Here is a 26,468-nt window from a genome sequence, read left to right as displayed (position 1 = left end):
ATATGTTAAACGATTTCTACAAGCTAAAATTGATTTTTTTTACCAAAATTTGTTATACTCTTTATAGAGATATTAAATAGTACTTTTAAGATTGATTTCTTTTAATCATTAAATAAAAAATAGATGGAATACAGAAAATTAGGAAACAGCGATTTAGAAGTTTCAGCAATCACTTTTGGAGCTTGGGCTGCAGGAGGCTGGATGTGGGGAAGCACAGATAGAAACGAAGCTATTGAGGCCATCAAAGCATCGTATGAAGTTGGGGTAACCTCCATTGATACAGCACCTATTTATGGGCAAGGTGTGAGTGAAGAAATTGTTGGGGAAGCCATTAAAGGATTCTCAAGAGATAAAGTTCAGATCTTAACCAAATTTGGAATGCGTTGGGATCTTGCAAAAGGTGATTTTGCGATGAAGAGTTTTAAAAATAACGGAGACGCAATCGACGTTTACAAATATGCAGGAAAAGAAAGCATCATCTATGAATGCGAGCAGAGTTTAAAGAGGTTGGGAACAGATTACATTGATCTGTATCAAATTCACTGGCCGGATTCTACCACGCCTATTGATGAAACTTTTGAAGCTGTTTCAAGGTTAATCGAACAAGGAAAAGTGCGTCATGCAGGAGTTTGTAACTACAACGCTGCACAAATGGCAGAAGCAGAAAAAACGTTGAATTTAGTTTCAAATCAAATTCCGTTCAGCATGGTAAACCGAGGTATTGAAGCAGAAACAGTTCCTTATTGTATTAAAAATAACAAATCTATTTTGGCATACAGTCCATTAGAAAGAGGATTATTGACAGGGAAAATTCATTCGGATTATCAATTTAAAGAAGGAGACCATAGAGCTAATCTAGCACATTTCAAACCTGAATTTATTGAGAAAACCAATGTTCTTTTAGCTAAAATAAAACCAATTGCAGAAGCGCATCATGCAAGTTTAGGTCAGTTAGTTTTACGTTGGACGATCGAAAGACCAGGAATTACGATTGCATTGGCCGGAGCAAGAAATGCAGAGCAGGCAGTTCAAAATGCGGAAGCAATCAACATCAAATTAAGCGCAGAAGAATTGAAAACGATTGATGATCTGGTGAATGCTTTTTAACCGTTGATTTTAAATAATAAAAATACATTGCAAAGGCACAACCAATTAGTTATATAAAGTTTTTGCAATGTATTCAGTACAAACAATCACAAGAAATTATAATGAAATATATTACCCTTAACGACGGACTTACTTTACCATCCATTGGTTTTGGAACCTATAAAGCAACCGAGGAAGAAGGTATTGCTTCTGTAAAATTAGCCTTACAAAAAGGATACAGATTGCTGGATACTGCAGCCAGATATGAAAACGAATCTGCGGTAGGAAAAGGAATTAAAGAAAGTGGAATTCCGCGTGAAGAGATTTTTGTAACCACTAAAGTTTGGAGAGACAATCTAGGGTATGAAAACACTAAAAAAGCATTTGAAGAATCACTTCAAAAATTAGATTTAGAGTATATTGATCTGTATCTGATCCATTGGCCTGCAAACGAAAAGAATTTTGATAACTGGCAGGAAGTAAATGCGGAAACTTGGCGTGCGATGGAAGAACTTCAGGCTGAAGGGAAAATTAAATCAATTGGGGTAAGCAATTTTTGGCAGGAGCATTTGGAGGCTTTAGCGAAAACGGCCAACGTTACACCGTCTATCAATCAGATAGAATTTCATCCGGGATATTGGCAGCCCGAGGTTACCCAATTTTCTCAAGACAAAGGAATTGTTATCGAAGCTTGGTCTCCATTGGCAAGAGGAAAAGTTTTTGACAATGAATTACTAAAATCTATTGCGGAAACACACAATAAATCGGTCTCGCAAATCTGTTTAAGATGGTGTATTGAACATGATACGATCACCATCCCGAAATCTACTACACCCGAAAGAATTGAAGATAATATTAATATCTTTGATTTTGAATTAAGCCCTGAAGAAATCAAACAAATCAATGAAATTCCGGAAATGGGTTTCAGTGGAGAATTACCCAATAACTGGCCGGATATTGTTTAATTAAAATAAAAAAAAACAAAATGAGCACCGAAAAAATAGGATTTATAGGATTAGGAAACATGGGACTTCCGATGGCTAAAAATTTAGAAAAAGCAGGATTTTCATTATCCGTTTACAATAGAACGATTGAAAAAGCCGATGATTTCAAAGCAAAATCTACCGTTTTTACTACCATAACAGAATTGGTTAAGAATAGTGATGTTATTTTCACAATGTTGACCAATGATGCTGCTGTGAAAGCCATTTATGAAGAAGTTTTGACTTTGGATATTCGCGGGAAACTATTTATAGACATGAGTACTATTTCTCCTGAAACCAGTAAAAAATTGGCAGCTGCCGTTATCGTCAAAGAAGCTTCATTTATGGATGCGCCTGTTGCCGGAAGTACCAAACCTGCGGCTGACGGAACACTGATTATTATGGTGGGAGGCGATGAAAAAGATCTTCAGCGTGCAGAACCCTATTTCCAAAAATTAGGAAAGGAGATTAAGCATCTCGGTGAAAACGGAAAAGGAATTGCGGCGAAACTGTCTATTAATTATTTCATATCAACAATTTATCAAGGATTGGCAGAGACTATTTTGCTTTCAGATAAATTAGGTATTGAACGTAAAGATATGCTGGATATCATCAATGAAAGTGCTAGCGGAAGTGGGGCTACCAAAGTAAAAACCCCATTGTTGGTTAATGATACTTACGCACCTGCATTTGCTTTAGATTTGATGTTAAAAGACATTCTCTTAGCAAAAGATTCCGGAGCAGATTTTCCTTTATCTAAAACCTTAATAGAAACTTACCAATCTGCTCATGATGCAGGTTTCGGAAAGGATGATGTGATTGGGATCATCAATTATTTGAAACAATAAATTACAAAATATTTCAAGACTCTATCTTTTTTTACGGATAATAGTAATACAAGAAATCATTATCTTTCCGTATCAATATGGATGTAGTTTATAATAAAGGCTTCGACCTTGCTCCGCCTGACAGTAGATAATATTGGGAATAGTATTAGCGGTGTCAGGCAGAGCGGAGTCGAAGCCTTTTTAATGAACAATAGTAAAGAAAATTCTACTGCTTAAATAATCGGTTTTGCCGATGATTTGTATCGAAAAAAAACGTTTTCAAGATTGATTAATTATCAGGAAATTTGCAACATGAAGATCGTACCATTAAAAGAAGGCAATTTTTCGGCAAGCAAAACCAAAGACTTTACTCTTTTAACAGAAGAAAATAGAGAGGCTGTTAAAGGAATAAAAATGTCTATTCAACCTTTTTTGATTATTACCGAAAATGATCGTATTCTTTTAGACACAGGTATTGGGTGGAAAAATGAAGCGGGTAAAACCGTTATTTCTGAAATCTTTGAACGAGAAAACATTACACCAGATCAAATTACTAAAGTTTTGCTTTCGCATCTTCATAAAGATCATATTGACGGTATTATAAAAAATACGGAAAGTGGTTATGAGGCTAGCTATCCTAATGCAGAGATTTACATTCAAAAGCGCGAGCTTGATTTTGCAATGGAAAATAAAGGCAATCCTTCTTTTGATTTTGACATACTTGAAAAACTGATTCAACTCCCTAACATTATTTGGATGAACGAGGATCAAGGGCAAATAACAGATGAAATTTCTTTTGAAGTTGTTGGTGGCCATACCCCATTTATGCAGGTCTTTTGGATCAAAGAAAACAATGAAACCGTTTTTTATGGAGCCGATGATCTTCCACAGGAATCTTATCTTAAATACCATGTTGCTTACAAAAGTGATTTTGACGGAAGAAAAGCAATGGAATTGAGACAGAAATGGGAAAAAGAAGCCATAGAAAACCATTGGAAAGTTTTACTTTACCATGATTTAGATAAAGCTATTATTGAATTTTAATAAAAAATGGTTTAAATATCATTAAACCATTTATAAATATCAAGAGTTGACGGGATGTTTAGCTTCTTCCTTATTCTGTTTTTTCTGTTCTGAATTGCCTTTGGTGTTACATACGTATAGGTCGCAATTTCTTTGGTTGTAAGGTTTAGTTTTAAATAAATACAAAAAATAAGTTCTGAATTTTTAAGATTGGACTGTATCAAAGATATTTTGTCGAAGAAATCAGGATAAGCCAATCTGAATTTATTCAGTAAACGGGGTGAGTTTTCCTTAGCAAGTGCAATAATTTCATCTTGAGCTAAAAATTTTTGGTTTAAATCGTCTAAATTCAATTCAATTTTTTTGTTTTTCATAATAATTTTTTCATCTCTACGGTACTTTCTGTTGCTGCTACTTTTATTTTAATGGTCAGCTCCAGAATTTGGGTCTTTACTTCTTATAGTATTTTTAATATTCACTTTATTACTAAAAGTAGTTGTAAATAATAAATTATATAATGAAGTGTTATTAATAATGTTTCTTTTAAAATCCTGATCTATTTATAAAATAAAGTTGTTTTTCTTTTTATTGATGCGATTTTCTGTATTTTTGCATTTGTGATTAAAATTATTCTAAGAATATAACTTCGGTACTATTTTGTAGTAGGCAAAGAAAGAAAAAATGATTAAAATTTTCTTAAATTAAAATACCACATACATACCACGTAATTACTTAGAAGGTCTATTTTAACTCTTTTTTCATCAAGTTTTATGAAAACGATTTTATTTTAATTGTGAATATTCAAATATATAAGGTTGAAGCATTTCATTTTTATGACCTTAATCAATGTTTTCATTTTTTACTCGGTAAAAAGCGAAAATGAATATTTGTGGTATCTATATGGTATTACTTTTTATATAAATTGATGAAAATTATTATTTCTTTATTTTTTGATAGTGAGCTCAATTGTATTTGATTCTATAGATGAAAAAAGAAAGATTGAGAATATTGAAAAAAAACATAAAAACTATCAAACCATTTAATTGTATGGATTCAAAATTCATTGAAGGTAATTTATGGACCGCAAGGAAAATAGAAAACACGTATATCGTATGCTTAAAAGATTTTTCAAACATAATGGAGGGCTTAACCGATTTTGTTGTTCACCAAAAAATTAAACACGGAAAAATAAAAGGAATAGGAAATGTAACGGAAGCTATTTTAGGCTTTTTTAATCCTTCAACGAAAAGAAAATTTCATATAAAATTTGACGCCAAAATACGTTTATCAGAGATCTTTGGTACTCTTTCCGAAATTGATGGCATCCCGATATTCCATCTTGAAACTACTTTAGAACGAGAAAACCATACAAACTTAGTTGGCCATCTTTTGGACGCCAGAATAATTGGTGACAATGAATTCTTTATTTATCCTTTAGAAACTAAAATCATTGAATTTAAAAGTGAGTTTTTTGGTTTTAATTAATTCTCTACAATTTTTAAATTCTTTAAGTAGGTATTGTACTGCTTTCCGTAATACCATAATGGATGTATTGACTTTTAAAACACAAAAAGGCCATTCATATATTTGAATAGCCTTCTATAATTTGGTTGAAATATTTACTTCAATCTATTTTTAGAAATACGAATACTATACATAGTGATTAAAACAGTTACCAAAAGAAACAAAGCTCCGATCCAAGGGGTACTTTCTATTCCTAATGCTGAAGTTACAATCAAGCCTCCTGAATATGAGCCAATCGCAATTCCAATATTAAAAGCGGCAATATTGATTCCTGAAGCTACATCTTCTGTACCCGGCAATTCTTTTTCAGCAATCTGAACCACCAAAAGTTGTAATCCCGGAACCGTAGCAAATGATAATGCTCCCAAAAAGAAAAGCGTAATAATACTCAAAACCGGACTGTTTACTGTAAAATAAAACGCCAATAGAACCAAGCCTTGTGCGGCAAACATCCAAAGCAATACTTTTAATGGATTCTTATTGGCTACTTTTCCACCGATTAAATTCCCTAAAGCGATCGCAATTCCGTAAATCAACAAAATAATCGTTACTACTGATTCTTTAAATCCTGTAATCTCCTGTAAAATAGGCGATAAATACGTAAACACCACAAAAGTTCCGCCATATCCCATTGCAGTCATTAAGAAGGCAAAGATCAAACGTCTGTTGGTGAGTACTTTTAGCTGTTGTTTTAAAGAAGCCGTTTTTCCTTTCTGTAAATTTTTAGGAACCAAAAATATACTTGCTATTAATCCGATTATTCCTAAAATGGCTACTCCGATAAAAGTTGCTCTCCATCCAAAATGTTGTCCGATGAAAGTTCCCAGCGGAACACCGGTTACAATTGCCAATGTTAATCCTGCAAACATAATGGAGATTGCGGTGGCCCTTTTTTCCTCAGCAACCAAAGAAGCAGCAATCGTAGATCCAATGGAGAAATAAACCCCGTGTGCAAAACCTGTTAAAATTCTCGCCAATACCAAAGTAATAAACCCAGGAGCAATTGAAGCTAATCCGTTTCCAATAACAAACAACATCATAATGGCAATCAATAAGGCTTTTCGAGGTACTTTTCCTGTTAAAGCCGTTAATATAGGAGCGCCAATGGCAACTCCAATGGCATATAAACTTACGAGCAGTCCGGCTGATGGAATGGAAATATTCAGATCACTGGCAACGGTTGGAAGAAGCCCTACAATAACAAACTCCGTTGTTCCGATTCCAAAAGCGCTTATTGTTAATGCCCAAAGTGCTGCGGGCAATTTTTTCTTTTTTATGATGGGATGATCAGGATTAATATTGATCTCATTTTGATAATTCATTGTATTTATTTTTAATGATTTTAACACTACAAATTTCCGAGGATTTATTGTATTATAAAAATTAGATAAATAGTAGTTAATTATCATTAAAATAATAGATGAGATTTGGATTTTTACTTTGCAAAGTTGGTAAATCGCAAAGAGCAAAGTTTTATAAAAAAATACTGTGGGTAAGGCGCAAAGATTTTATCTGCGATAAAATTGATTGGACAAACTTTGGGTCATTACGAGGAACGAAGTGACAAAGCAGTCTCAATGTATATGAAAGAATAAAAAGATTGTTTCACCTACGGTTTCGCAATGACAAGCAGAAAACGTAATGAAAATCTTTGATTATAAAGTAGAATAAAGATTCTAAATCTTTGCGCCTTTGCGATTTTCCAAAAAAAGAATTAAGCTACTTCACCAAAAAAAGTTGTTCCTTTGTATAAAATACCATTCAGTATCTTATGAAAAAATCGGAAGCAACCCGTTTAAATATTTTACGAAAAGCATTTGAATTGATCTATGAAAAAGGCTATCAGACCACCAGCGTAGATGAAATTATTGCGACCACTCAGGTTACAAAAGGGGCTTTCTATTATCATTTTAAAACTAAAGATGAGATGGGTTTGGCAATCATCAATGAACTGATGAGATCTTCCTTTCAGGATACTTTTATTGATCCTTTTCAGGATTCGGAAAATCCGTTAGACACGATTTATAATCTAATGGAAAATATTCTGATGGAAAATGAATTTTTAAAAGTTGAATATGGCTGCCCTACTTCCAATTTTACACAGGAAATGGCGCCTTGGAATATTGAATTTACCAAAGCACTGAACAAGCTTTCGACAGAATGGGAAAACGCAATGATCGAAGCTATAGAAAAAGGAAAGGAAAACGGAAAAGTACAACCCGATGTTAATGCAAAAGGAGTTGCCATTTTTGTAATGTCCGGATATTGGGGAATTAGAAATTTAGGAAAATTAGTAAATTCAAAATCAATATATCTTGTTTATTTAAAGCAACTTACATCTTATTTTAATTCCTTAAGATAATTTTTTATTAAAAAACATACTAATTAGTATGTTTTTATTTTACCTTTGCTACATCTAAAAAATGAAAAGATGTACCAAACGCTTACTTTTTTGCATTCTACATTTCGTTGGCTGGTTTTATTAAGCCTTATTTATTCCCTATTTATTGCTTACAAAGGGTATTTTTCTAACAAAAATTTTTCAAAAACAGATGATTCAATAAGACATTGGACAGCTACAATCGCTCATATACAATTGATCTTGGGTATTACTTTATATTCTCAAAGCCCAATCGTAAAATACTTTTGGAACAACTTCAGTACTGCAAAAGAATCTTTTGATCTCTTATTTTTCGGATTAATTCACATTTTTCTGATGCTGTTTTCTATCGTCTTAATCACGATCGGATCTGCATTAACAAAAAGAAAAACAACGGATAAAGAAAAATTCAAAACGATGATGATCTGGTATACAGTTGCTTTGATCATTATTTTCATTGCCATTCCGTGGCCATTCTCCCCTCTTGCTAACAGACCTTATTTCAGATAATTATGATAAATTTATTTAAAACAAAGATTGGAAGATTGAGGATTCTTGCTATTTTGGAAGGAATCTCTTTATTAACCTTAGTATTCATCGCAGTTCCGTTAAAGTACGGAATGGAAAATCCTGCTTTAGTAAAAATGATGGGCCCCATCCACGGCACTCTATTCCTACTTTTTCTTTTTAATACACTGAGTGTTGGTGTAGAGCAACATTGGAAGTTTAAAGAAACAACATGGAAAGTACTTTTGGCGTGTTTTATTCCGTTTGGAACCTTTTATATTGATTATAAAATATTAAGCAAACTATGAAAAACATATTAATTTTTTGCGGAATTGTTCTTACCGTATATGTTGTTTATCGCATTTACAGATACCAAACATTGGAGAATGGCTTAGATAAGCTGATTAAAAATGGAGCCGTTATTTTAGACGTAAGAACTGAAAAAGAATATGCAATGGGACATATCGATGGATCTTTGAATATTTCTTTAGGAGAGATCAGGGAAAAATATGTAGAGCTGGATTCAAATAAAACTTATATCACCGTCTGTTCACACGGACTCAGAAGTGTAAAAGTTGAACATATTTTGAAGGAAAAAGGCTTTAAAAAAGTTTATAACGGTGGTGCTTGGAGTGACTTGCAGAAAAGTCTTAAATAAAAATATCGAAAGAGCTTAAAAAACTCTTTCGATATAATAAAGTATAGAAACTAAAATATTGAAGGGTTTTTACAATATGATTTTAGTACTTAGTTATTTTTAAATCCTTAAAATATCCTATTGTTCCGATATCTACCCATAAACCAATGCTTCCTGATTTCATTTTTCCTTTTCTTTCATTTACAATAAAGGATGGAAATTTTTGATCATTGATATAAAGAAATATTTTCTCTTTTTTTAATTCTAAACGAAAAGTTATCCATTCGTCTAATCCTACATCGGCATATGTTTCATACTGACCTTTAAATTCTTCTTTTCTTAATTTTTCAAATTTAAAATCAGGATATGCATAATACTGTACGCTGTGATTTCTATGAAATTGAAGCTCAGATCTACCCGCTTTTGGCCTTAAATAAATAGCCTCGAAAGCTGTGTTCTTATCATTAATATTAAATGCCAATCCTATAAAACCTTGAGCAAATTCAAATGGTGACGGATTTTGAATTTGACTTAAAACTTTTACCTCAATAATTCCATTTTCAATATTTTCATTGCTAAGCTTAACAAAAGTGGGTTCATCTACAGTGTTTTCGAGATGATTTACATCGAAAGGTATTTTATTTAAATCTCTTTCAATCTTTAAAACTTTTTCGCCTTTAAGATCTGCAACAGAAGATTTTACATTAGAAATTTCAAATTGTTTATTTTCGAATTGTATGGTTTGTGCTGACATAGTAAAAAAGGATATCAAAGAAAACATTATTATTAAAACTCTCGTCATTCTAAATTTTCTGTTTTGCTTCTTCAATTGTTACGGTTTTTCCTAATGCGCCAAACTCGTGAAGATCACCAAAAACCTCAATTCTGATAGATTGATCCAACCCTCCTATTTTTAAAGCATCAAAACCATTCTCCTGAACTAGTTTTTCAATTTCAGCATCAATCGTTTCATCATTATTTGCATAAAACAAAACCGCTTTTTCAGGAACTTGATAGGAAGATCCTACTAAAGATGCAGCACCTAAAGTTCCGAAAGCTTTAACCAATTTTGCATCTTTAGGTAAATAAGAAGCATTGATTTCTCCTGCAGATTCATTTTCTTCTATAATTTTTTTGAAACCTCCATTTTCATCCGGAGCAATAGGATTTGATGGATCAATAATAATTTTCCCTTCTAAATCAGTCGAATATTCCTTTAAAAAACCACCAATTGTTTCAAATGGAATGGCTAAAATTACAGTGTCTGCATCTTTTACAGCAGTTGTAATGTCACTTTGTTTTGCATTCCATTTTTCAGCAAGTTCTTTTGCTTTTTCGATATTTCTATCAGCGGCGATAAAACTTGTATTTGATTTTGCGAAATTTCCAGCAACCGCCTGTCCGATGTTTCCTAAGCCGATAACGGCTACTTTTGAATTGTTTGTCATAACTATTTCTTTTTAATTTATACTGCAAATTTCTGTTGAAAAGAGGCTTCTTTCCAATAAACTGCATCAAGAAATAGTATTGATCTAGATTAAGACTTTGGCTTTACGAGCCTGTTTCTCAATCTGCTCAGGAATTCGGGAGTGATACCTAAAAAAGAAGCGATTTGCGTTTGTGGAAGGCGATTGGATAAATGAGAATAGGTTTCCATAAAAGAAAGATATCGTTCCTCTGCGGTAGAACTGATATTTTGAAGCAACCGATTTTGAAGAGTAACAAAACTGTTTTCTATTAAAACTCTGAAAATACGGTCAAACTTTGGAGCTGAAATATATAATTTGATAAGATCTTCATGACTAATTTGCAATACCATCGTATCTTCTATAGCGTCTATACTCAATTCTGAAGGACTTCTTTTATGAAAGCTCCCAATATCAATCATCCACCAGTTTTCAGGAGCAAACTGAATAATATGGGTATTCCCTTTTTCATCAATCTTATACATCCTTAAACATCCTCGAACAATGAAATTGAACTGATTGCAAACATCTCCTTCCTGTAGAATATACTGTCTTTTACGATATAATCTAGATTTAAAAAGTTCTGTCACAAGCTTCTTCTCTTCCGAATTTAATGGAATAAGTTGATTAAAATAATCAATCAGAGGTTCTACCGAAGCTTGTAAAAGATTTTCTTTCATAATAAGATTTTACATGACAAATTTAAGATAAACAACTCAATAAGCCATCCCAAATTTAGAGAGAGCTTATTGAGTTCTGAATTGTAAAAGATTTTAAATCTACACATTCTTAGTATCAATCCAGACCACTTTTTGTTCAGAAAGATGATCTTCACCGATAATATCTTTATACAAATCCGGTCTTCTAGCTTTGATATATCGATGTCCTCCAGCTTGGGTCAGTTTTTCAGGAGTTATAACAGCGGTTTCAAAGCTGTCATCAAACGAGCGACATTCTGCAATGATGTCGCCAAAAGGATCAATAATCATCGAACACCCATTTTTCAGTTGATCATCATCCATCCCAATAGGATTTGAAAACACGACATACGCTGCGTTGTCATACGCTCTAGAAGGCAGCCATTTCATCAGCCAATCTCTTCCTTTCATTCCGTCGAATTCAAGTCGTAAAGAGGTTGGGTCTGCTACTCTATTTCCCCAAAGATTTGAGTCTACAAAACCTGCGCCCGGCCTTGTAGAAGGTGTACACATTGTAACATGAGGCATGAAAATAATATCGGCTCCCAAGAGTTTTGTAGCCCTTACATTTTCAATAATATTATTGTCGTAGCAAATCAGAATACCACATTTCCAGCCGTGAATTTCAAACACACAATATTCATTTCCCGGTGTAAGATTAGGATTAATAAAGGGATGTAATTTTCTGTATTTTGCAACTAATCCGGTTTTATCTACACAAACATACGCTTTGAATAGGTTGTTATATTCATCCTTTTCAAAAAGGCCTGCCAAAATGGTGATGTTATAATTCTCAGCGATTTCTTGTAGCTTTTGAATACTTTTTCCTTCTGGAATAAATTCTGAAATATCTAAAAGTTGTTCTCGAGTAAGTTTTCTGGCAAATGTATAGCCTGTAATGGAACATTCATGGAAAGCAATCACATGTGAACCTTTAGAAGCCGCTTCCTTTGCCAGTTTTTCGATTACAGAAAGATTGTAAGCTTTATCGCCACTTTTATTTTCAAATTGTGCTGTTGAAATTTTAAGATTGATCATTTTTTTTCTACAAATCTATGATGACTAAAAATCTAAAAATTGTAAAAAACCGACATCTATTATTTTGAATGAAGCTCTATAAAGTTTACTGCCAATTTATTTTCTGTTTTTGAATATTGATTGGGTGTAAGCCCGATATTGTTATTGAATTCTTTAATCAAATGAGACTGGTCAGCATAACCCGCATGATAGGAAAGTTTAGTAATGCTTTCTTCTGTATTTGTTTTCATTAAGCTTAAAAAATAATGAAGTCGGGCAATATTGCTGTATTTTTTAGGAGATAATCCTATATACTGTTGAAATTTCCTTTCAACCTGACGTTCAGAATATCCTGTGAAATGTTCTAATTCTTTTGATGTGACAATACCTTTGTTCTGAAGAATATACTGTTGCGTTGCTTTTATAAGTTCATAATCTGAGTTGATTATTTTAGACAAAAATGTTGTGAAATAAATGTTCAAATCATTGATAATCAATTCAGGATCAACGTTGTAAAAAAGCTTTTCCTGAAAAACCTGCATCTCATTTTTTAAAACATCTTCCACAGAAACAATTTGATTCTGAACTTCTTTTGCAGAGATCTTAAGGAGAATATTTAAAAAATAAGGCTGAAACACTACTGCCATTAAAGAAAACGAACCGTTGGTAACCAAATCTTTATACTGCGTTAACTGTCCATAGAAAAATGAAAGTGGCAGGCTGTTTCCAGATAGATCCTGCAGATTGATATTACCAGATAGAATAAGTCCGGTATTTCCGTCTGTAAACAACCTTAATCTCATTATATCATTCTCAGAATTTTCCAAGAATATATAATGTTTGATGTAGGATGCTAAATGTTTCGGCGGAGAAATCTGCATAGATCAAAATTAGTCAAATTAGTTTTAACCTGTTTAAGATTTAAACTTTTTAACGATCCATGGCAAAGTAAGCCCTTGTCCCAGTAAAGAAATTAAAACCACAACCACCGATAAAAAGATGATCTCATTCCGCATAGGAAATGGTTCGCCATTCTCTAATGTTACAGGAATACCAATCGCGATGGCTAAGGAGACAATTCCCCGCATTCCCGACCATGTGATGATAAAACTTGTCTTGGAATCAAATAATGCATCTTCACTAATCCTACGTTTCCCCTGAAAGGCTTTTTGAAGGTTAAACTGCTGCAGATAAACACGAGCCATTCTTATCAGCAAGGTTATCAAAACGATGATGGCGGCATAGCCTGTAAAAGTCCAGACTTGTGCCTGAGGCATTTTCTTTAAGATAATAGGAAATTCCAGACCGATCAATAAAAAGATCAAACCATTCAGTAAAAAAATAATGATGTCCCAAAAGTTTCGGGATTGGTCTTTCACATGATCAGGAAATTTGTTTCGACTCAGTTTAGACATTCCCAATCCTAAAATCACCACCGCAATCACTCCGGAAACTTTAAAATGTTCAGCAATAAGATACGTCACAAAAGGCATTAATAAAATCAAACTGTTAACCACCATGGCATCAGAACGAAAGAATCTAATGGTAAGTGATAACGCCTTAAAAACTAACCACCCAACAACAAAACCGCCACCCAAAACGAACAAAAATTCTAAAGAAGCTTTCCATGTTACAAAGGCAATTCCCGTTACAGCTGCTACTGCAAACCGATACGCTACCAATGCTGAAGCATCATTGATCAAGCTTTCTCCTTCCAATATGGTTACCGTTTTATGAGGAATTCCGAGTCCTTTGGTGACTCCAACTGCAGCGACAGCATCTGTCGCAGAAAGAATAGATCCCAATACAAAAGCTAACGGCCAAGTCATTCCCGGAATTAAATAATACGCCAACACCGCAATCCCGGCTGTTGTTATAAATACCAATCCTATCGCTAATGTGCTAATGGTATTGATGTTGGTTTTAAAATCCTGAAAAGAAATATTGAAAGCTGCATCATACAGCAACGGTGGCAGAAAAAGAAGCATAATGATTTCCGGATTCATCTCTATTTCCGGCATTGCAGGAATAAAACCAAATAAAATCCCAACCACCAGAAGAAGCATTGGCACCGGAATTTTAATTTTGCCCGCAAAACCTGATGCTCCAATCATCAGTGCCATAATCATTAAAATAACTGCATAGTTTTCCATTAAGCTTCTTTTTTAATTGCTATTCTTTCTTAAGTGTAACGAATAACCCTATTACCATTACTTTAAAAGTAGCGAAAAAAAGTATAATATAATTTCAAGCTTCCATAAATCTGGGATGAATTCTTTTGGTCGGGTTTTTGAATAGTTATTAATATTAATGAATCACCTTATTCTTATTGATTTATTTCTTATTTCTATTCAAATCACTTAAAATACAATATTATGTCAACACAAAATCTTACGCATCTTGAAGCAATTAAAAAAATCAAAGAACTCTCGGAAAAAGCCAGAATCTGTATGTTTTGTACAGAATTGGATGTTACCCCGATCAATTCCCGTCCGATGGGCTTACAGGAAACGGATGACAGTGGAAATCTTTGGTTTATCAGCAGCGCAGATAGTAATAAAAATTTTGAAATTAAAGAAGACCGAAGAGTACAATTGTTTTTTATGAATAACGGAGATTCTCAATATCTTTCTGTTTATGGAACGGCTTCTATCTATAAAGACAAAGCAACGATTGAGGAAAAATGGTCACCCATGGCAAAAGCTTGGTTTGACGGAAAAGATGATCCCAATGTTACCATTATTCGTGTAGAACCGAAAGAAACTTATTATTGGGATACTAAAGCCGGAAAATTGGTAAGCCTACTCAGTTTTGCGGCCTCTGCTATTACCGGAATTAAAACCAATAATACAGATGGTGTAGAAGGAACTGCATCCGTATAATTTCTTCAACTTTCAATGATAAAAAATAGGCTGCCTTTTTTGAGACAGCCTGTTTTTTTACTTTTTAACATCTTCTATTGATGCACCAAAATTGATGTGCAATACATTTCCGTTTGGAGTTACTAAAGCCGGAACAGATTGTACACCTGCCTTTTCAGCTTCGGAAATTTCATCTTTGGATTCTCCTAAATGGATAATATCTACATTTTCAGCACCGATAAGATTAATAATATCGTGTTCTGCGCTTATACATACCGGACAACCGGCATGATAAAAAACTGATTTTTTCATTGAACTACTTTGTAAAGGGTTTCATAATAATTCTCAATTCTTCCGTTTCCTTTTCTGTTAAAGGTTGTAATGGGCTTCTTAAGTTTCCGCCTTCTTCTCCTAAAATTTTCAACCCTGCTTTTACAGCTCTTGGAAGTCCTTTTGCCACAATGAATTGTAATAATTCAATTTGTTGATAAAAAATATCCTGGGCTTCATGAAGCTGGTTATTTTCAATGGCATTATACAATCCTATATTCAATTCAGGAATAAGATTTGAAGCGGCAGTACACCAACCTCTTGCTCCGGCAGAAAAAGCAGCCAATGCCAATGGATTTGACCCGTTATAAAAAGCCACGTCTTCTCCCAATTCTTTTCTCAGATAATGCATTCTCTGGATATCTCCGGTGCTTTCTTTAATCATCGTCACATTGGGGATTTCCAATAGTCTTTTTAGCAAATTCGGAGACATATCTACTCCACCCGTTGCCGGATTATTGTACGCCATAATTGGAATTGAAATTTTACGGGCAACAGCATCATAATGCGTTACGATCTCATCATCTGTAAGTTTCCAATAACTCATCGGAATAATCATTACGGCATCTGCTCCGGCCTTTTCTGCAAATTGAGCATGATGAATTGTTTTTTCAGTCGTAAGATTAGACACCCCAACCAATGTTGGAATTCTGCCGTTAACCTGCTGTAAGGTCGCTTCAGTTACGGCTTCTTTTTCTTCATCCGATAAATAAGGTAAAACTCCGGTGCTTCCTAACGGAGCAATTCCGTGGTTTCCTGAAACAACCAATCTTTCAACCAATTTTTTAAATAACGGAATATCAACTTTATCTTTGTTATCAAAAGGAGTAATTGGGTATGCAATAACCCCTTTAAATGGAACATTTTTCATGTAATTCTAATTTTTAACTGTTATTTCATTTAAAGGTCTCTGCCTTCTTCTTCTCTTAATGCAACGCCCAGATTTTGTAATTGTGGTGCATTTTCACAAGCGATGTATTTTGCAGATTCTGTTTCACTCAGGTTTTGATGTTTATGCCAAGCCCAAGAAGGAATGTAAACAGCATCACCAGCCTCCCATTCTACTTTTTCACCCTCAACTTCTGTCCAACCTTTTCCTTCAATGACATATAAAACCGTTTCGTAAGTGTGACGGTGTTTGTTGGTTTGTTGTCCGGGCAATAATCCTCCAATGGTCATACTTACATTTTTACTTGGGAGATCAATGAAGAAGACCGGATGTTTTCTTTCTGTTGAAAATTGATTGTGTTCACCTTCATTTTCTACGTTTTTGTGAATCAAATGAGTTGGTTTTACATACTTTGGTCTTGAAAAAGTTTCGTGAAAGTCTTTTGAACTAAATTGTTTATTGTCCATGATTTTTAAAAATTTATCTGTTATTGCATTATTGCGAGACAAAATTATTTTATATTTGGACTGTTCAAATGATTCAGTTTTTACATAAATAGGTAGTCCAGATGTTACGTCCATGGAAATTAGAATTTGAGATTGATAAGAAACTTGATAAAGCGGTCTATTTACAGATCGCTGATACCATTATTGGAGATATACAATCCGGTAGGCTACACTGTGGTGATGCTCTTCCGGGAAGTAGAAATTTAGCCTTATTGCTAAAAATCAACAGAAATACAGTTGTAGAAGCCTATCAGGTTTTAATTAATGAAGAATGGGTGATTTCCAAGGAAAGAAAAGGAATTTTCGTATCGAATCAATTGCCTGTCTTGCAGCCAAGATTTAATAAGAATGAATCAGAGGAGGAATATAAAGCGGAAATCAATAATGGATTATTGATCAATTTTGATGATGGGCATCCCGACAGTAAAATTGCTCCGGTTACAGAATTGGCCCGCGCCTATCGCCAGATTTTCAACAGAAAAGCAAAATGGCAGATGATGGGCTACAGCAGTGAACATGGTGATCTTGAATTCAGAAAAGCCATCTCTCAAATGCTCAATCATCAGAGAGGAATGCATCATAATGAGCATGACATTTCTATTACCCGGGGCAGCCAAATGGCAATGTTTTTAACAGCACAAAGTTTATTTACTTCGGGTGATTGTGTAATTGTTGAAAATCCGGGATACCAACCTGCGTGGAATGCTTTTGAACATGCAGGAGCAAAATTATTACCCATTTCTGTAGACGAAGACGGAATTATTATGGAAGATATTATTCAACTTTTAAAGATCAATAAAAATATAAAATCAATCTATTTAACTCCTCACAGACAATATCCTACGACGGTTACTTTAAGCTTAGCTAGAAGATTAAAATTAATTGAGTTATCCAACGAATATAATCTGACAATCATTGAAGATGATTACGATAATGAGTTTCATTTTGGTTATCGTCCAATTCTGCCAATCTCCAGTTTTCCTGAGTTGAAAAACAGTGTATATGTGGGAACAATGAGTAAAGTGGTAGCTCCGGCTTTGAGGATTGGGTATTTGGTGACCAAGAATCAGGAATTGCTAAAGAAAATTGGTGAGTTGAGGAAAATTATTGATGTACAAGGCGACGTCATTATGGAACAGGCTGTTTTACAGTTGATCAAAGATGGTGCTGTGAAAAAGCATATTAAAAAAGCAACAATTCACTATAAAAACAAAAGAGATTTTGTGTACGCACTTTTGGAAAAACATTTGAAAAACACTACAGATTTCACATTGCCTGAAGGAGGTCTTGCTTTCTGGATCACCCCTAAAGTAAAATTAAACTGGGACACTATAACTCATTTGTTATCAGATAAAAACATCAAAATAATTCACCCTAACAAATATGGCTCTAATGAAACGATCAATGGTTTTAGACTAAGTTATGGTTCGCTTTCCGAAGAACAATTGGAACAGAGTATAAAAGTAATTGCAGAGGTTTTTATTCAACAATCTGAAATAAAAAAGCAGTGATTTTCATCACTGCTCACTGTCAAATTACCATTTGTTAAGTCCAAGTAATTTCTTGCCTAGCTCTGAAAGCTCAGCAATTGGATAGTTCTTTTCTCTTTTTAAAGGATCTCCGGGGAATCCGTCACCATCTGGGCAGATTCTGTCATGCCATGAATTTAATCTCCATTGGCGAAGATCTTCGTTTTCTTCATCCGCAGGAACCATGGAAATGTACTGTGCAACTCTCACTTTACCTTCGCTGTTGTTGGCTCTGATTCCATGAGGTTCTGAACTGTTGAAAATCAATAGATCTCCGGCTTCCATTTTTACTTTTGTAGGAGTAAACCCTGTTGTATCGGGTTTAAAACGATTACGGTCAGCAGGCTGCGTCAATTTCCAAGTATCATATTCTCTGAATAACTCAGGAATACATTGGAAACCACCCATTTCCTCGTCAGTCTGATCTGCCAAAGCCAAAACTCCCTGTACGTATTGAGGTTTAGTTTCCGGATCGTAATCCCAATGAATAAAGCCTTTATATTCAAATCCGGGACGAATCGGGAAGTTAAGATTAGCTCTGTCTATACTTACCCAAAGATTATCGGTTCCCCAAATATCAGCAAAAGCCTGATGTAATTTTGGAGCCTGACGATTTTCCCATAAAACCAGCGTGTTATAAACTTCTACCATTCCTGCATTATTCAGCTCTTTCATTTTGTGTGCAGTTTGTGGTACTGTATACCAAGTTTCTTTATCATTTGGGTCTTTACCTTCGTATTCCCAAAGAAAAGCGGCACTTTCTGCTGCCTGCTCTTTAGAAATCACGCCTTTTACAACGATATATCCGTTTTCGATCCAGAATTTCCAGTCTTCTTCGGAAAGAATTCTTAAAGACTCATTATTTGCTCTTGTCGATAATTTAGGGTTGTTTTTAGTAATTGTGGAAGGATTTCCCGGATCCGGTTCTCCTTTTTTACCACCACCTATCATATTATTCATCATTGGGGCTGCTGTTGTTTCTAATTCTTTTTCCATGTTTTCTAATATTTGATTTTTGTTAATGAGACAAAGTTGTGCATAAAACTTACCTTCGAATTAATCATCAATGCCAATTTCTTGCTCTCCATTGACATTTTTTTAGTTAATTTGCTCTCAAACTGAAAAACACAACACACTATGAAAATTGAAAAAGAAATTATCCCTTTTGAAACCGAAAGCTCATTTAAGATTCATACACCTTGTTTTAAAAACTATTTTTTCTGGCATTATCATCCTGAAATAGAGATTGTTTATGTTGAAGCGATTAATGGAATAAGCCATGTAGGAAAACATGTTTCCGGCTTTGTAGGAAGTTATTTGGTCTTAATTGGCCCGAATGTTCCCCATCTTAATTTCGATTATGGAATTGAAACAGAATACAAACAAATTGTTGTTCAGCTAAAGGAAAACTTTCCAGAAAACACGATTATTTCAACACCAGAGTTTGCTAAAATTAAAAAACTATTGGAACGTTCTTACCTAGGATTTTCATTTGAAGGTCAGACAAAAGAAAAGGTAGTTGAAAAATTGAAAGAAATACAACAAATGAAATCTTTTGATTCTTTGTTGGGGCTTATTGAAGTATTAAATATTTTGGCAGATTCCAGCGAATTTGAACAGCTTAATCATGAAGATACAAGGGTGAAATTCTTTTTAAATGATAAAATCAGGCTGGGAACCGTTTACAATTATATTCATGAAAACTATGATAAAAGTCCTGATGTGAATATTGTTGCAGAAATGGTTCATCTCAGTACTTCTGCTTTTTGTCGCTACTTTAAGAAGCAAACGGATATGACTTTCACAGATTTTGTGAATCAATACAGGATTAATCAGGCGAAAACATTGTTATTGTGTGATGTGAGTGTCTCTGAAGTTGGGTATACTGTAGGTTTTGACAGTATTTCTTATTTCAATAAACTATTTAAAACACTTGTTGGCGAAACACCAACAGAATTCAAAAAACGCCATAAATCTGTTGTCAATTCTAAATTGATTTAAATCAAAATAAAAAATCCCGCAGAATTTACAAACCTGTAAGATGTATAAATCTGTTCAGCCTGTTGGTTCTGCGAGAATTTCAAGATTAAAAAATATATTTGAGTTAATTACTCAACCTCAAAAATAGCCTGTATTTCCACAGAAGAATTCACAGGAATAGATGAAGCGCCTAATGTTGCTCTTGCATGCTTTCCTTTATCACCAAAAACCTCAACAGTAAGATCTGATGCAATATTCATCAAATCGGCATGTTTTGTATAATCATCTTTGGTATTGAAAATCCCTGTTAGTTGTACGCATTGCTTCACTTTGCTTAGATCTCCGCCAACGGCTTCATTTAAGACTGATAAAACATTTAGCATCGTTGCTTTTGTAGCGTCTTTCACTTGTTGTTCATTTACATCAACTCCCAGTTTTCCGGGATTTAAAATTTTTCCGTCTTTCAAGGCAACCTGATTAATGAAAATCAAATTTCCTGAACGTACGAAAGGTTTATAGTTTCCTGCAGGTTTAGGAACTTGAGGAAGGGTAATATTTTTTTGCTTCAACATTTCGTTAAAATTAACAGACTTTTCAATCGTCGCCATTGCCTTTTTAGCAAATGTACCTTTTAAAGCCAACGTTACTTTTGCGAAGTTTTTTCCTTGAAGTTCAGCAAGGTTTCTTTCATCTTTTGTAGGTCTTTCCACATCTTTCAAAGAAGCCATACTGGTTACTCCCAACACTGTGTTCCCCTGAGGAATTGCTTTGTTAATTCCTTCTGTTCCACGAATTCCGTTAGAAACTAATACCATTCCGTGAACGGCAAGACTGTTCCAAAAAGCTTGTAAAGCCAATTCTTTACCCGCTCCACTTCCTGCAGACATAAACACTGTTGCCGGCATTCCTTCAAGTGAATGGTTCGTCCAAAGGTTAACTGTTTTAGACAAGAACTCACTCATTCCTGTACTGATATTTCCGAAATAAACGGGTGAACCAAAAGCAATTCCGTCATAAGTCGGAAGTTCCTCCACTGTTGCCACAGGAATATCTTTTAGTTTTTGATTTTGAGATGTTTTTACTTGCTTTATAACTGCCGTTGCATTTTTATCGCTTTCAATTCCTTTGGCAATTTCTTTGGCCAGTTCGTAAGTTCCACCATTGTCTGAATGAATCAAAACCAACACTTTAGCTTTATCTTGCGCCATGATATTTGTGATTTTTAGTAATAAAATTAATACAAAAAGAGAACCTAATTTTTTCATTATTAATACGATATATTTTATAATACAAAATTAGTAATGACGTTTTTATTAAATTTGCCAAAAACTTTATGCAGAACGACAAGGTAAAATGCGGTTTAACCGAACAAAAAGAAAGTCATTTTATCGACACCATTGAAAAAGAAGCCTACGTATGGTGCGAAGAAGACTGGAAACATGACGATTACGAGCACACCCACAACCGCGCTCAATTAACATATGTGGAAGAAGGTTACCAATATTTTCATATTGATCAGAAGATCTATCTCGTTCCTCAAAATCACGTGATCTGGATTCCTTCAGGAAAACCTCATCGCATTACTTCAGAAGCTAAAACAGTAAAGCTCATGCTTTTCTTGTTTAATTCTTCCTTTAAAGAAGATTTTTATGAACATGTTCAGGTTTTTGCGATTCCTCCCGTTTTGAGAGAAATGCTTTTGTATGCTTCAAAATGGAATAAACTTTTAACCGAAGATGACGAGCAAAGCATATTTTTTAAGGCTATATTAAAAAGCCTTCCCAACTTTTGTAAGGAAAGCAATTATCTGGAAGTTCCTGTTCCTACAGATGCTCGGTTAATTCCTGTTTGTAACTATATAAATTCAAATTTTAAATATAATCTAAACATTGATTTGTTAGCCGAAAAAGCACAAATGTCGGTAAGAAGTTTACAAAGGATTTTCAAACATGAAACGGGAATTACACTTCAAAAATATTTACAATTGATACGAATTCTAAAGAGCGTTGAACTTATTGATATGAAACAATTTACCCTGAGTGAAGTTGGTTTTAAAGTTGGCTATCAAAGTCTTTCGGCTTTTACCTCTTCTTATTTTTCGATTATGAAATCTAAACCCAAACCGAAGAAGTGATTTTTAAGTTCCTTTATTTCGCTTAAATCAATTATTAAAAATTTTTAACCAAACCAATTCCCATGTTGCCCTGTTGGTAAAAAGGCATAACCATCGTTTGGGATTTATCTTTTTTGCCCCCTAAAAGTGTATTGATTTTTGGATATAACCAATAGGCTAATTCTGTAGATAAGATTCCAAAGCCTGCACCGCCCACCACATCGCCAAACCAATGCTTATTGTTCAACATTCTGTAAATTCCTGTAAAAACAGCAAAGGAATATCCGGAAATACCCAACAAGAAGTTGGTGTCTTTATATTCTCTGAACATAAACTGAGCAGAGGCAAATGCAATAGCTGTGTGTCCCGAAGGGAATGACAGTTTATTAGACTCATCCGGTCTTTCTTCCTTTACAATATGCTTTAGCGGAACAGTAATCGCCGAAGTGATTAACATCGAAGTTCCGTAAATGATGCTTCGGTCTCTGAAATTATGTTTTCCCTGAACACCTGCTGCATTCAGTCCGTACACCAATACCGCAGGAGCAAACTGAGCGTAATTATCCAGCTTTATTTTGTCGGGTTGATGTTCACTGATCTCATACTGTGTAGAAGAATTCAATTGTTTAAGTCCTTTTATACTTAAACTTGCAACTCCGTAAGAAATCAAGGCTGCGGGTATGATGAGTTTTTTATAGGTAAATTGATGGGAAGCATCATCAACCGTTAATTTTGAAGGAATAGCTGTAGTATCCTTGATTGTATTAACCGCTAAACTGTCTTGCGCAGCAGCATTCTGAAAAATGATCAAACTTAAAAATAAGCCTGCGAATAAACTTTTCATTTGAACTTTATTTTTATTTGAATTAAAATTTATAACTATATCCTAATCGAACGACCTGTGTTTCGTAATAATCATTACTGCTATATTGAAAGCCAGATCCTTGAATTTGCTTTTTAACCACCATTGTATTCAATAAGTCCGAAGCATTAAGGAATACTTCTCCTTTCCCATTTTGAACCGATTTTTTCACGCCCATATCAATCGAGAATCTGGAACTGATTTTTCCCTGTGGAATAATATCAGGAGCCAAATACACGGCCGTAAGCTGCGCATCAAACCCTTTGGCAAATTTGAATGTATTATTAAACTTTATATTCCCTGAAACTGCGGTCTGCTTATCTGCAGAGAAAGTATTAGGAACAGGATACAGATTCTCAACCGTAAAAGCATTGATTTGATTTCTGTAAAGATTTCCATTAACGTTAAATGAATATACTTTTGAAACTTTTTGATTCCAAATTGCTTCAATCCCTGAATTAAAACTCTTCCCCGCATTTTGGAATATAGCATAGATCAATGTGCTTCCAGGTGCAATGCTTGAGATCCTGCTGATGGTTCCATTAGAAAAACGATGATATGCCGCGGAATATAGATATCCGTTGTCCCAATTGTGTTTATATCCCAGCTCTAGCGAATTGGTAAATTGTGGTCTTAGTGCAGGATTCCCCACTTTAATAATTTCAGCATCGTCATATTTTGGAAATATTCGGATATCTACTTCATTAGGTCGGTCTACCCTTCTGTTGTAAAATACAGACAACTTATTTCGATCGTTGAGTTTGTATGCTAATCTCATATTCGGAAATGGCTGTGTATAATTGTAACCATCACTTTTATAAGTGGGATGATTAGGATTTACATCATATTGAATCTTCACGTATTCCAGTCTTACCCCCAATTCTGCTTCCCATTTTTCATTTTCAAAAACATAGTTTCCATAAACAGCAGGAATGAGTTCCTTATAATCTGCCCAACCTCCGGCATTCACATCCAACACAGAATTAGCCCCTGGTATAAAATTCATATTCGTAGGAATGCTTCTGTTTCTTAACTTAATTCCAGCTTCAATTCGTCCGTATTGTAGAGGCTTTACGTAGTCTACATTGAAATCATACACCTGCTCATCAGACAATAGTTTAAAAGCATCGGTTCCCGTGGAAGTAGGCAAATAATTGTCATAGAAATACTTTTCGTCTTCTCTGTGAAACGTATAATTGAAACCGACATTTAAAAGATGTCCCGCTTCTTTAAATTTATGCTGATACGCTGCCGAAGCCATTACCGTCGTTTTCAACTCATCCTCTAAAAACTGCCAAAGACGCAAACGCTGCGAAAAATCTTTATTGAAAAAAGGTTGGTCACCACGGTCAATAATCTTTTCACTCCCGTACATTCCTGAAACCGTTAAGGTATTCTGACTGTCAATCGTCCAGTCTATTCCTGCTTTGGTCGTCAGGAAGTTGGTATTCCTGTTTCTTTTTAACTGTGAATTGATAACTGTTCCATCATCATAGGTTCTGGTTACAAATTCATTCTTGTTAAGCGTTTCCGTATATAAATTATCAGCCTGCAGGAAAATATTGACCTTATCTTTTCTATAATTTAAAGAAACGGAAGGATTTATTTTTGGAGTAAGTGTATACTGTGGTCTGATACTCGGAAGGTTTTCTTTTCTTTCCCATAGAGAGCCTAATCCTGTAGTTAACCCAACTTTCCCATTCCATCCGTTTTGTTTATTCTTTTTCATGATGATATTAATGATTCCCGCATTTCCATTGGCATCATATTTTGAAGACGGATTATTAATGATCTCAATCTTGTCAATCGCCGAAGATGGAATATTATCCAATCCTGTCTGGCTTCCAAAACCGGTTAAAGCAGTTTGTTTTCCATCAATCAAAACGGTTACTTTATCATTTCCACGCAACTGAACTTTTCCGTCCTGAACCGTTATTCCCGGTAGGTTTTGCATACTTTGAAGAACAGATCCTCCGCTTTGGCTGATATTATCAGCAACAGAATAGGTTTTTTTGTCGAGTTGATTTCCTATTTCATTTTTTTTAGAAGCCGTTACCACCACCTCTTCTATTTTTGTTTCCTTTTCAATGTTGTTCGATTCAATTTCTATGGAAGGAATATCTAAAAATGGTGAAAGACTGCCTATAAAAAGAGGATGATCTTTAGAAATATATCCTGAAAGAGAAATTTCTAAATGATAATTTCCGGGTTTTACTTCAGCTAAAGAAAATCGACCTTCCTCATTGGTAATGGTTCCCAAAACAAATGCGTTATCTTTTGCATCTTTTAAAATAATATTTGTGTACGGAACAGCAGATTTATTTTTATTAATAACAATTCCCGAAACGGTTACAGAGGAAACCTGCGCCAATGCCATGGAAGAGAAAAATAAAAAAGTGAGGAATAGGAACGGTTTTAATTTATTCATAAGATTTAGTCTTTAGTTTCCTTTAAAAAATTCCCTTTTGTATCGAAAATGATATCTTTTCCGTTAACCTCCGCTTCATAGGTTACAATCCCTTTTGCATCTGTTATTTTGGATGTTTCTTTTATTTTTTGATTAGGATATTTTTTAAGAATAAACTGTTTGCTTTGAGCAGGAAAAGAATTAATATCTACAGGAACTTCTGTTTCTATAATTTTTCCTGACATATTTACCAAAGCAGAATACTTTGTTCCCTTAGATTCAAAACCTGCTTCATAATTACCATGCTCTTTTTCCCACTTCACATTTTTTGCGTCAGGAAATTGCTTTTGCAATGCTGACTGAACTAATGCCGGAACATCTTTCTGCTGTACTTTCTGTGCGTTGATTAAAACAACATTTACCGTGATGGATAATACTATTGCTAACTTTTTCATTTTATTCTATTTTTAATTTTATGATACAATATTCTGTTATGATTTAGAAGAAATTTTGAATTTCTAAATGAGTAGGGCGTAATTCTTTACTGTCTTTGATTGAAAACTATAATTACTGCAAGCAAAAATTGTAATGTGCTTTACTGCTTTCATATTTTTATTCAAAGTTCTGATGCAATTCTGTAGAAATTTCGAATTTGCAAACTTTGAGTGATGACGCTTTTCTGACATATAGAATAGTTGGAAAATCGCTAAGGCGCAAAGGTTTTTAATCTTTATTCTGTTTTAAGGCACAAAAAAATCAAAGATTTTCAATTGGTAATATTTTAATTTCCTGAAATTTCAACTATAACACAATCAATTTTATCTCCGATAAAATCCTTGCGCC

29 protein-coding genes are annotated in these 26,468 nt (G+C 34.2%); 13 read left to right on the top strand and 16 right to left on the bottom strand.

From position 1 onward, the window contains the following. The first annotated feature begins 123 nt into the window (after positions 1-123). The 4 genes from BUB80_RS00870 to BUB80_RS00855 all read left to right on the top strand — a co-directional run bounded on the left by BUB80_RS00870 (position 124) and on the right by BUB80_RS00855 (position 3,940). Entirely contained in the window at positions 124-1,107 is a 984-nt protein-coding gene (locus BUB80_RS00870) for an aldo/keto reductase (RefSeq protein ID WP_073290012.1), read from the top strand. Between the two features lie 101 nt (positions 1,108-1,208). Then, the gene (locus BUB80_RS00865; protein WP_073290010.1) at positions 1,209-2,051 is read left to right on the top strand and encodes an aldo/keto reductase; all 843 of its coding nucleotides are present in this window, start codon (positions 1,209-1,211) and stop codon (positions 2,049-2,051) included. Beyond that, the gene (locus tag BUB80_RS00860) at positions 2,033-2,917 is read left to right on the top strand and encodes an NAD(P)-dependent oxidoreductase (RefSeq protein WP_317043883.1); all 885 of its coding nucleotides are present in this window, start codon (positions 2,033-2,035) and stop codon (positions 2,915-2,917) included. The genes BUB80_RS00865 and BUB80_RS00860 overlap by 19 nt, the downstream gene beginning before the upstream one ends. A gap of 291 nt (positions 2,918-3,208) precedes the next feature. Further along, the gene (locus BUB80_RS00855) at positions 3,209-3,940 is read left to right on the top strand and encodes an MBL fold metallo-hydrolase (RefSeq protein WP_073290006.1); all 732 of its coding nucleotides are present in this window, start codon (positions 3,209-3,211) and stop codon (positions 3,938-3,940) included. A gap of 11 nt (positions 3,941-3,951) precedes the next feature. Here the strand turns inward: BUB80_RS00855 and BUB80_RS00850 are convergent, their stop codons facing one another. Continuing rightward, a complete protein-coding gene (locus tag BUB80_RS00850; RefSeq protein ID WP_073290004.1) occupies positions 3,952-4,293 on the bottom strand; it encodes a helix-turn-helix transcriptional regulator in 342 nt (113 codons plus the stop codon). A gap of 673 nt (positions 4,294-4,966) precedes the next feature. Here BUB80_RS00850 and BUB80_RS00845 point away from each other — a divergent pair. Beyond that, the gene (locus tag BUB80_RS00845; RefSeq protein WP_073290162.1) at positions 4,967-5,404 is read left to right on the top strand and encodes a PCC domain-containing protein; all 438 of its coding nucleotides are present in this window, start codon (positions 4,967-4,969) and stop codon (positions 5,402-5,404) included. A 134-nt stretch (positions 5,405-5,538) separates the two neighbouring features. Here the strand turns inward: BUB80_RS00845 and BUB80_RS00840 are convergent, their stop codons facing one another. Beyond that, complete coding sequence (locus tag BUB80_RS00840) at positions 5,539-6,765, bottom strand: MFS transporter (RefSeq protein WP_175549549.1); 1,227 nt, start codon at positions 6,763-6,765, stop codon at positions 5,539-5,541. 449 nt (positions 6,766-7,214) lie between these two features. Here BUB80_RS00840 and BUB80_RS00835 point away from each other — a divergent pair, with 449 nt between their 5' ends. The 4 genes from BUB80_RS00835 (at position 7,215) to BUB80_RS00820 (ending at position 8,988) form a co-directional block, all read left to right on the top strand. Next, entirely contained in the window at positions 7,215-7,805 is a 591-nt protein-coding gene (locus BUB80_RS00835) for a TetR/AcrR family transcriptional regulator (protein ID WP_073290002.1), read from the top strand. Between the two features lie 69 nt (positions 7,806-7,874). Further along, a complete protein-coding gene (locus BUB80_RS00830; protein ID WP_073290000.1) occupies positions 7,875-8,333 on the top strand; it encodes a hypothetical protein in 459 nt (152 codons plus the stop codon). A 2-nt stretch (positions 8,334-8,335) separates the two neighbouring features. Beyond that, positions 8,336-8,638 (top strand): DUF3817 domain-containing protein, encoded by a 303-nt coding sequence (locus BUB80_RS00825; protein ID WP_073289998.1) that lies wholly within the window; start codon positions 8,336-8,338, stop codon positions 8,636-8,638. Continuing rightward, the gene (locus tag BUB80_RS00820; protein ID WP_073289997.1) at positions 8,635-8,988 is read left to right on the top strand and encodes a rhodanese-like domain-containing protein; all 354 of its coding nucleotides are present in this window, start codon (positions 8,635-8,637) and stop codon (positions 8,986-8,988) included. The genes BUB80_RS00825 and BUB80_RS00820 overlap by 4 nt, the downstream gene beginning before the upstream one ends. 82 nt (positions 8,989-9,070) lie before the next feature. Here BUB80_RS00820 and BUB80_RS00815 read toward each other — a convergent pair whose 3' ends face one another. The 6 genes from BUB80_RS00815 to BUB80_RS00790 all read right to left on the bottom strand — a co-directional run bounded on the left by BUB80_RS00815 (position 9,071) and on the right by BUB80_RS00790 (position 14,301). After that, positions 9,071-9,721: a hypothetical protein gene (locus BUB80_RS00815; RefSeq protein ID WP_073289995.1), complete on the bottom strand. Its 651-nt coding sequence runs from the start codon at positions 9,719-9,721 to the stop codon at positions 9,071-9,073. Positions 9,722-9,770: 49 nt separating this feature from the next. Beyond that, entirely contained in the window at positions 9,771-10,415 is a 645-nt protein-coding gene (locus tag BUB80_RS00810; protein ID WP_073289993.1) for an NADPH-dependent F420 reductase, read from the bottom strand. Between the two features lie 89 nt (positions 10,416-10,504). Beyond that, positions 10,505-11,113, bottom strand: coding sequence for a Crp/Fnr family transcriptional regulator (locus tag BUB80_RS00805; protein WP_073289991.1), 609 nt, complete (start codon positions 11,111-11,113; stop codon positions 10,505-10,507). Positions 11,114-11,212: 99 nt separating this feature from the next. Beyond that, complete coding sequence (locus tag BUB80_RS00800; RefSeq protein ID WP_073289990.1) at positions 11,213-12,169, bottom strand: nitrilase family protein; 957 nt, start codon at positions 12,167-12,169, stop codon at positions 11,213-11,215. Between the two features lie 59 nt (positions 12,170-12,228). Further along, the gene (locus BUB80_RS00795) at positions 12,229-13,029 is read right to left on the bottom strand and encodes an AraC family transcriptional regulator (protein WP_073289988.1); all 801 of its coding nucleotides are present in this window, start codon (positions 13,027-13,029) and stop codon (positions 12,229-12,231) included. 33 nt (positions 13,030-13,062) lie between these two features. After that, positions 13,063-14,301, bottom strand: a complete 1,239-nt coding sequence (locus tag BUB80_RS00790) for a Na+/H+ antiporter (protein ID WP_073289986.1) — start codon at positions 14,299-14,301, stop codon at positions 13,063-13,065. Positions 14,302-14,523: 222 nt separating this feature from the next. On the opposite strand from BUB80_RS00790, the gene BUB80_RS00785 reads away from it, so the two are divergent. Continuing rightward, complete coding sequence (locus BUB80_RS00785) at positions 14,524-15,030, top strand: pyridoxamine 5'-phosphate oxidase family protein (protein WP_073289984.1); 507 nt, start codon at positions 14,524-14,526, stop codon at positions 15,028-15,030. 57 nt (positions 15,031-15,087) lie between these two features. On the opposite strand, the gene BUB80_RS00780 is transcribed toward BUB80_RS00785, so the two are convergent. Genes BUB80_RS00780 through BUB80_RS00770 form a run of 3 tightly spaced genes read right to left on the bottom strand, consistent with a single transcriptional unit; the run spans position 15,088 to position 16,695 of the window. After that, entirely contained in the window at positions 15,088-15,321 is a 234-nt protein-coding gene (locus BUB80_RS00780) for a thioredoxin family protein (protein ID WP_073289983.1), read from the bottom strand. A 4-nt stretch (positions 15,322-15,325) separates the two neighbouring features. Further along, complete coding sequence (locus tag BUB80_RS00775; protein WP_073289981.1) at positions 15,326-16,210, bottom strand: dihydrodipicolinate synthase family protein; 885 nt, start codon at positions 16,208-16,210, stop codon at positions 15,326-15,328. Between the two features lie 29 nt (positions 16,211-16,239). Further along, the gene (locus BUB80_RS00770) at positions 16,240-16,695 is read right to left on the bottom strand and encodes a cupin domain-containing protein (protein WP_139262463.1); all 456 of its coding nucleotides are present in this window, start codon (positions 16,693-16,695) and stop codon (positions 16,240-16,242) included. 101 nt (positions 16,696-16,796) lie between these two features. Between BUB80_RS00770 and pdxR the strand changes: the two genes are divergently transcribed. Then, positions 16,797-18,245 (top strand): MocR-like pyridoxine biosynthesis transcription factor PdxR, encoded by a 1,449-nt coding sequence (gene pdxR, locus BUB80_RS00765; protein ID WP_073289979.1) that lies wholly within the window; start codon positions 16,797-16,799, stop codon positions 18,243-18,245. A gap of 24 nt (positions 18,246-18,269) precedes the next feature. Here the strand turns inward: pdxR and BUB80_RS00760 are convergent, their stop codons facing one another. After that, the gene (locus BUB80_RS00760) at positions 18,270-19,259 is read right to left on the bottom strand and encodes a phytanoyl-CoA dioxygenase family protein (RefSeq protein WP_083546963.1); all 990 of its coding nucleotides are present in this window, start codon (positions 19,257-19,259) and stop codon (positions 18,270-18,272) included. Between the two features lie 141 nt (positions 19,260-19,400). On the opposite strand from BUB80_RS00760, the gene BUB80_RS00755 reads away from it, so the two are divergent. Beyond that, entirely contained in the window at positions 19,401-20,264 is an 864-nt protein-coding gene (locus BUB80_RS00755; RefSeq protein ID WP_073289977.1) for an AraC family transcriptional regulator, read from the top strand. A 107-nt stretch (positions 20,265-20,371) separates the two neighbouring features. Here the strand turns inward: BUB80_RS00755 and BUB80_RS00750 are convergent, their stop codons facing one another. Continuing rightward, on the bottom strand, positions 20,372-21,451 hold the full coding sequence (locus BUB80_RS00750; RefSeq protein WP_394334051.1) for an Atu1372/SO_1960 family protein: 1,080 nt from the start codon (positions 21,449-21,451) through the stop codon (positions 20,372-20,374). A gap of 125 nt (positions 21,452-21,576) precedes the next feature. On the opposite strand from BUB80_RS00750, the gene BUB80_RS00745 reads away from it, so the two are divergent. Continuing rightward, the gene (locus tag BUB80_RS00745) at positions 21,577-22,377 is read left to right on the top strand and encodes an AraC family transcriptional regulator (protein WP_073289975.1); all 801 of its coding nucleotides are present in this window, start codon (positions 21,577-21,579) and stop codon (positions 22,375-22,377) included. Between the two features lie 34 nt (positions 22,378-22,411). Here the strand turns inward: BUB80_RS00745 and BUB80_RS00740 are convergent, their stop codons facing one another. The 3 genes from BUB80_RS00740 to BUB80_RS00730 are packed head-to-tail and all read right to left on the bottom strand — an operon-like array spanning position 22,412 to position 26,080. Further along, complete coding sequence (locus tag BUB80_RS00740; RefSeq protein WP_073289973.1) at positions 22,412-23,200, bottom strand: phosphatase PAP2 family protein; 789 nt, start codon at positions 23,198-23,200, stop codon at positions 22,412-22,414. A 22-nt stretch (positions 23,201-23,222) separates the two neighbouring features. Further along, positions 23,223-25,646, bottom strand: coding sequence for a TonB-dependent receptor domain-containing protein (locus BUB80_RS00735; RefSeq protein ID WP_073289971.1), 2,424 nt, complete (start codon positions 25,644-25,646; stop codon positions 23,223-23,225). Between the two features lie 5 nt (positions 25,647-25,651). Then, positions 25,652-26,080: a PepSY-like domain-containing protein gene (locus BUB80_RS00730; protein WP_073289969.1), complete on the bottom strand. Its 429-nt coding sequence runs from the start codon at positions 26,078-26,080 to the stop codon at positions 25,652-25,654. Positions 26,081-26,468 lie beyond the last annotated feature (388 nt).

This window comes from Chryseobacterium polytrichastri, from assembly GCF_900142445.1.
Taxonomy (GTDB): domain Bacteria; phylum Bacteroidota; class Bacteroidia; order Flavobacteriales; family Weeksellaceae; genus Chryseobacterium; species Chryseobacterium polytrichastri.
Note: the sequence above shows the minus strand (reverse complement) of the source record. Positions and strands in the feature narration are given on the sequence as shown.

Excerpts from the sequence above, each read along its gene's own strand:
- BUB80_RS00870 (WP_073290012.1), top strand. The coding sequence starts at position 124 with ATGGAATACAGAAAATTAGGAAACAGCGATTTAGAAGTTTCAGCAATC.
- BUB80_RS00865 (WP_073290010.1), top strand. The coding sequence starts at position 1,209 with ATGAAATATATTACCCTTAACGACGGACTTACTTTACCATCCATTGGT.
- BUB80_RS00855 (WP_073290006.1), top strand. The coding sequence starts at position 3,209 with ATGAAGATCGTACCATTAAAAGAAGGCAATTTTTCGGCAAGCAAAACC.
- BUB80_RS00850 (WP_073290004.1), bottom strand. The coding sequence starts at position 4,293 with ATGAAAAACAAAAAAATTGAATTGAATTTAGACGATTTAAACCAAAAA.
- BUB80_RS00845 (WP_073290162.1), top strand. The coding sequence starts at position 4,967 with ATGGATTCAAAATTCATTGAAGGTAATTTATGGACCGCAAGGAAAATA.
- BUB80_RS00840 (WP_175549549.1), bottom strand. The coding sequence starts at position 6,765 with ATGAATTATCAAAATGAGATCAATATTAATCCTGATCATCCCATCATA.
- BUB80_RS00835 (WP_073290002.1), top strand. The coding sequence starts at position 7,215 with ATGAAAAAATCGGAAGCAACCCGTTTAAATATTTTACGAAAAGCATTT.
- BUB80_RS00830 (WP_073290000.1), top strand. The coding sequence starts at position 7,875 with ATGTACCAAACGCTTACTTTTTTGCATTCTACATTTCGTTGGCTGGTT.
- BUB80_RS00825 (WP_073289998.1), top strand. The coding sequence starts at position 8,336 with ATGATAAATTTATTTAAAACAAAGATTGGAAGATTGAGGATTCTTGCT.
- BUB80_RS00820 (WP_073289997.1), top strand. The coding sequence starts at position 8,635 with ATGAAAAACATATTAATTTTTTGCGGAATTGTTCTTACCGTATATGTT.
- BUB80_RS00815 (WP_073289995.1), bottom strand. The coding sequence starts at position 9,721 with ATGTCAGCACAAACCATACAATTCGAAAATAAACAATTTGAAATTTCT.
- BUB80_RS00810 (WP_073289993.1), bottom strand. The coding sequence starts at position 10,415 with ATGACAAACAATTCAAAAGTAGCCGTTATCGGCTTAGGAAACATCGGA.
- BUB80_RS00805 (WP_073289991.1), bottom strand. The coding sequence starts at position 11,113 with ATGAAAGAAAATCTTTTACAAGCTTCGGTAGAACCTCTGATTGATTAT.
- BUB80_RS00800 (WP_073289990.1), bottom strand. The coding sequence starts at position 12,169 with ATGATCAATCTTAAAATTTCAACAGCACAATTTGAAAATAAAAGTGGC.
- BUB80_RS00795 (WP_073289988.1), bottom strand. The coding sequence starts at position 13,029 with ATGCAGATTTCTCCGCCGAAACATTTAGCATCCTACATCAAACATTAT.
- BUB80_RS00790 (WP_073289986.1), bottom strand. The coding sequence starts at position 14,301 with ATGGAAAACTATGCAGTTATTTTAATGATTATGGCACTGATGATTGGA.
- BUB80_RS00785 (WP_073289984.1), top strand. The coding sequence starts at position 14,524 with ATGTCAACACAAAATCTTACGCATCTTGAAGCAATTAAAAAAATCAAA.
- BUB80_RS00780 (WP_073289983.1), bottom strand. The coding sequence starts at position 15,321 with ATGAAAAAATCAGTTTTTTATCATGCCGGTTGTCCGGTATGTATAAGC.
- BUB80_RS00775 (WP_073289981.1), bottom strand. The coding sequence starts at position 16,210 with ATGAAAAATGTTCCATTTAAAGGGGTTATTGCATACCCAATTACTCCT.
- BUB80_RS00770 (WP_139262463.1), bottom strand. The coding sequence starts at position 16,695 with ATGGACAATAAACAATTTAGTTCAAAAGACTTTCACGAAACTTTTTCA.
- pdxR (WP_073289979.1), top strand. The coding sequence starts at position 16,797 with ATGTTACGTCCATGGAAATTAGAATTTGAGATTGATAAGAAACTTGAT.
- BUB80_RS00760 (WP_083546963.1), bottom strand. The coding sequence starts at position 19,259 with ATGGAAAAAGAATTAGAAACAACAGCAGCCCCAATGATGAATAATATG.
- BUB80_RS00755 (WP_073289977.1), top strand. The coding sequence starts at position 19,401 with ATGAAAATTGAAAAAGAAATTATCCCTTTTGAAACCGAAAGCTCATTT.
- BUB80_RS00750 (WP_394334051.1), bottom strand. The coding sequence starts at position 21,451 with ATGGCGCAAGATAAAGCTAAAGTGTTGGTTTTGATTCATTCAGACAAT.
- BUB80_RS00745 (WP_073289975.1), top strand. The coding sequence starts at position 21,577 with ATGCAGAACGACAAGGTAAAATGCGGTTTAACCGAACAAAAAGAAAGT.
- BUB80_RS00740 (WP_073289973.1), bottom strand. The coding sequence starts at position 23,200 with ATGAAAAGTTTATTCGCAGGCTTATTTTTAAGTTTGATCATTTTTCAG.
- BUB80_RS00735 (WP_073289971.1), bottom strand. The coding sequence starts at position 25,646 with ATGAATAAATTAAAACCGTTCCTATTCCTCACTTTTTTATTTTTCTCT.
- BUB80_RS00730 (WP_073289969.1), bottom strand. The coding sequence starts at position 26,080 with ATGAAAAAGTTAGCAATAGTATTATCCATCACGGTAAATGTTGTTTTA.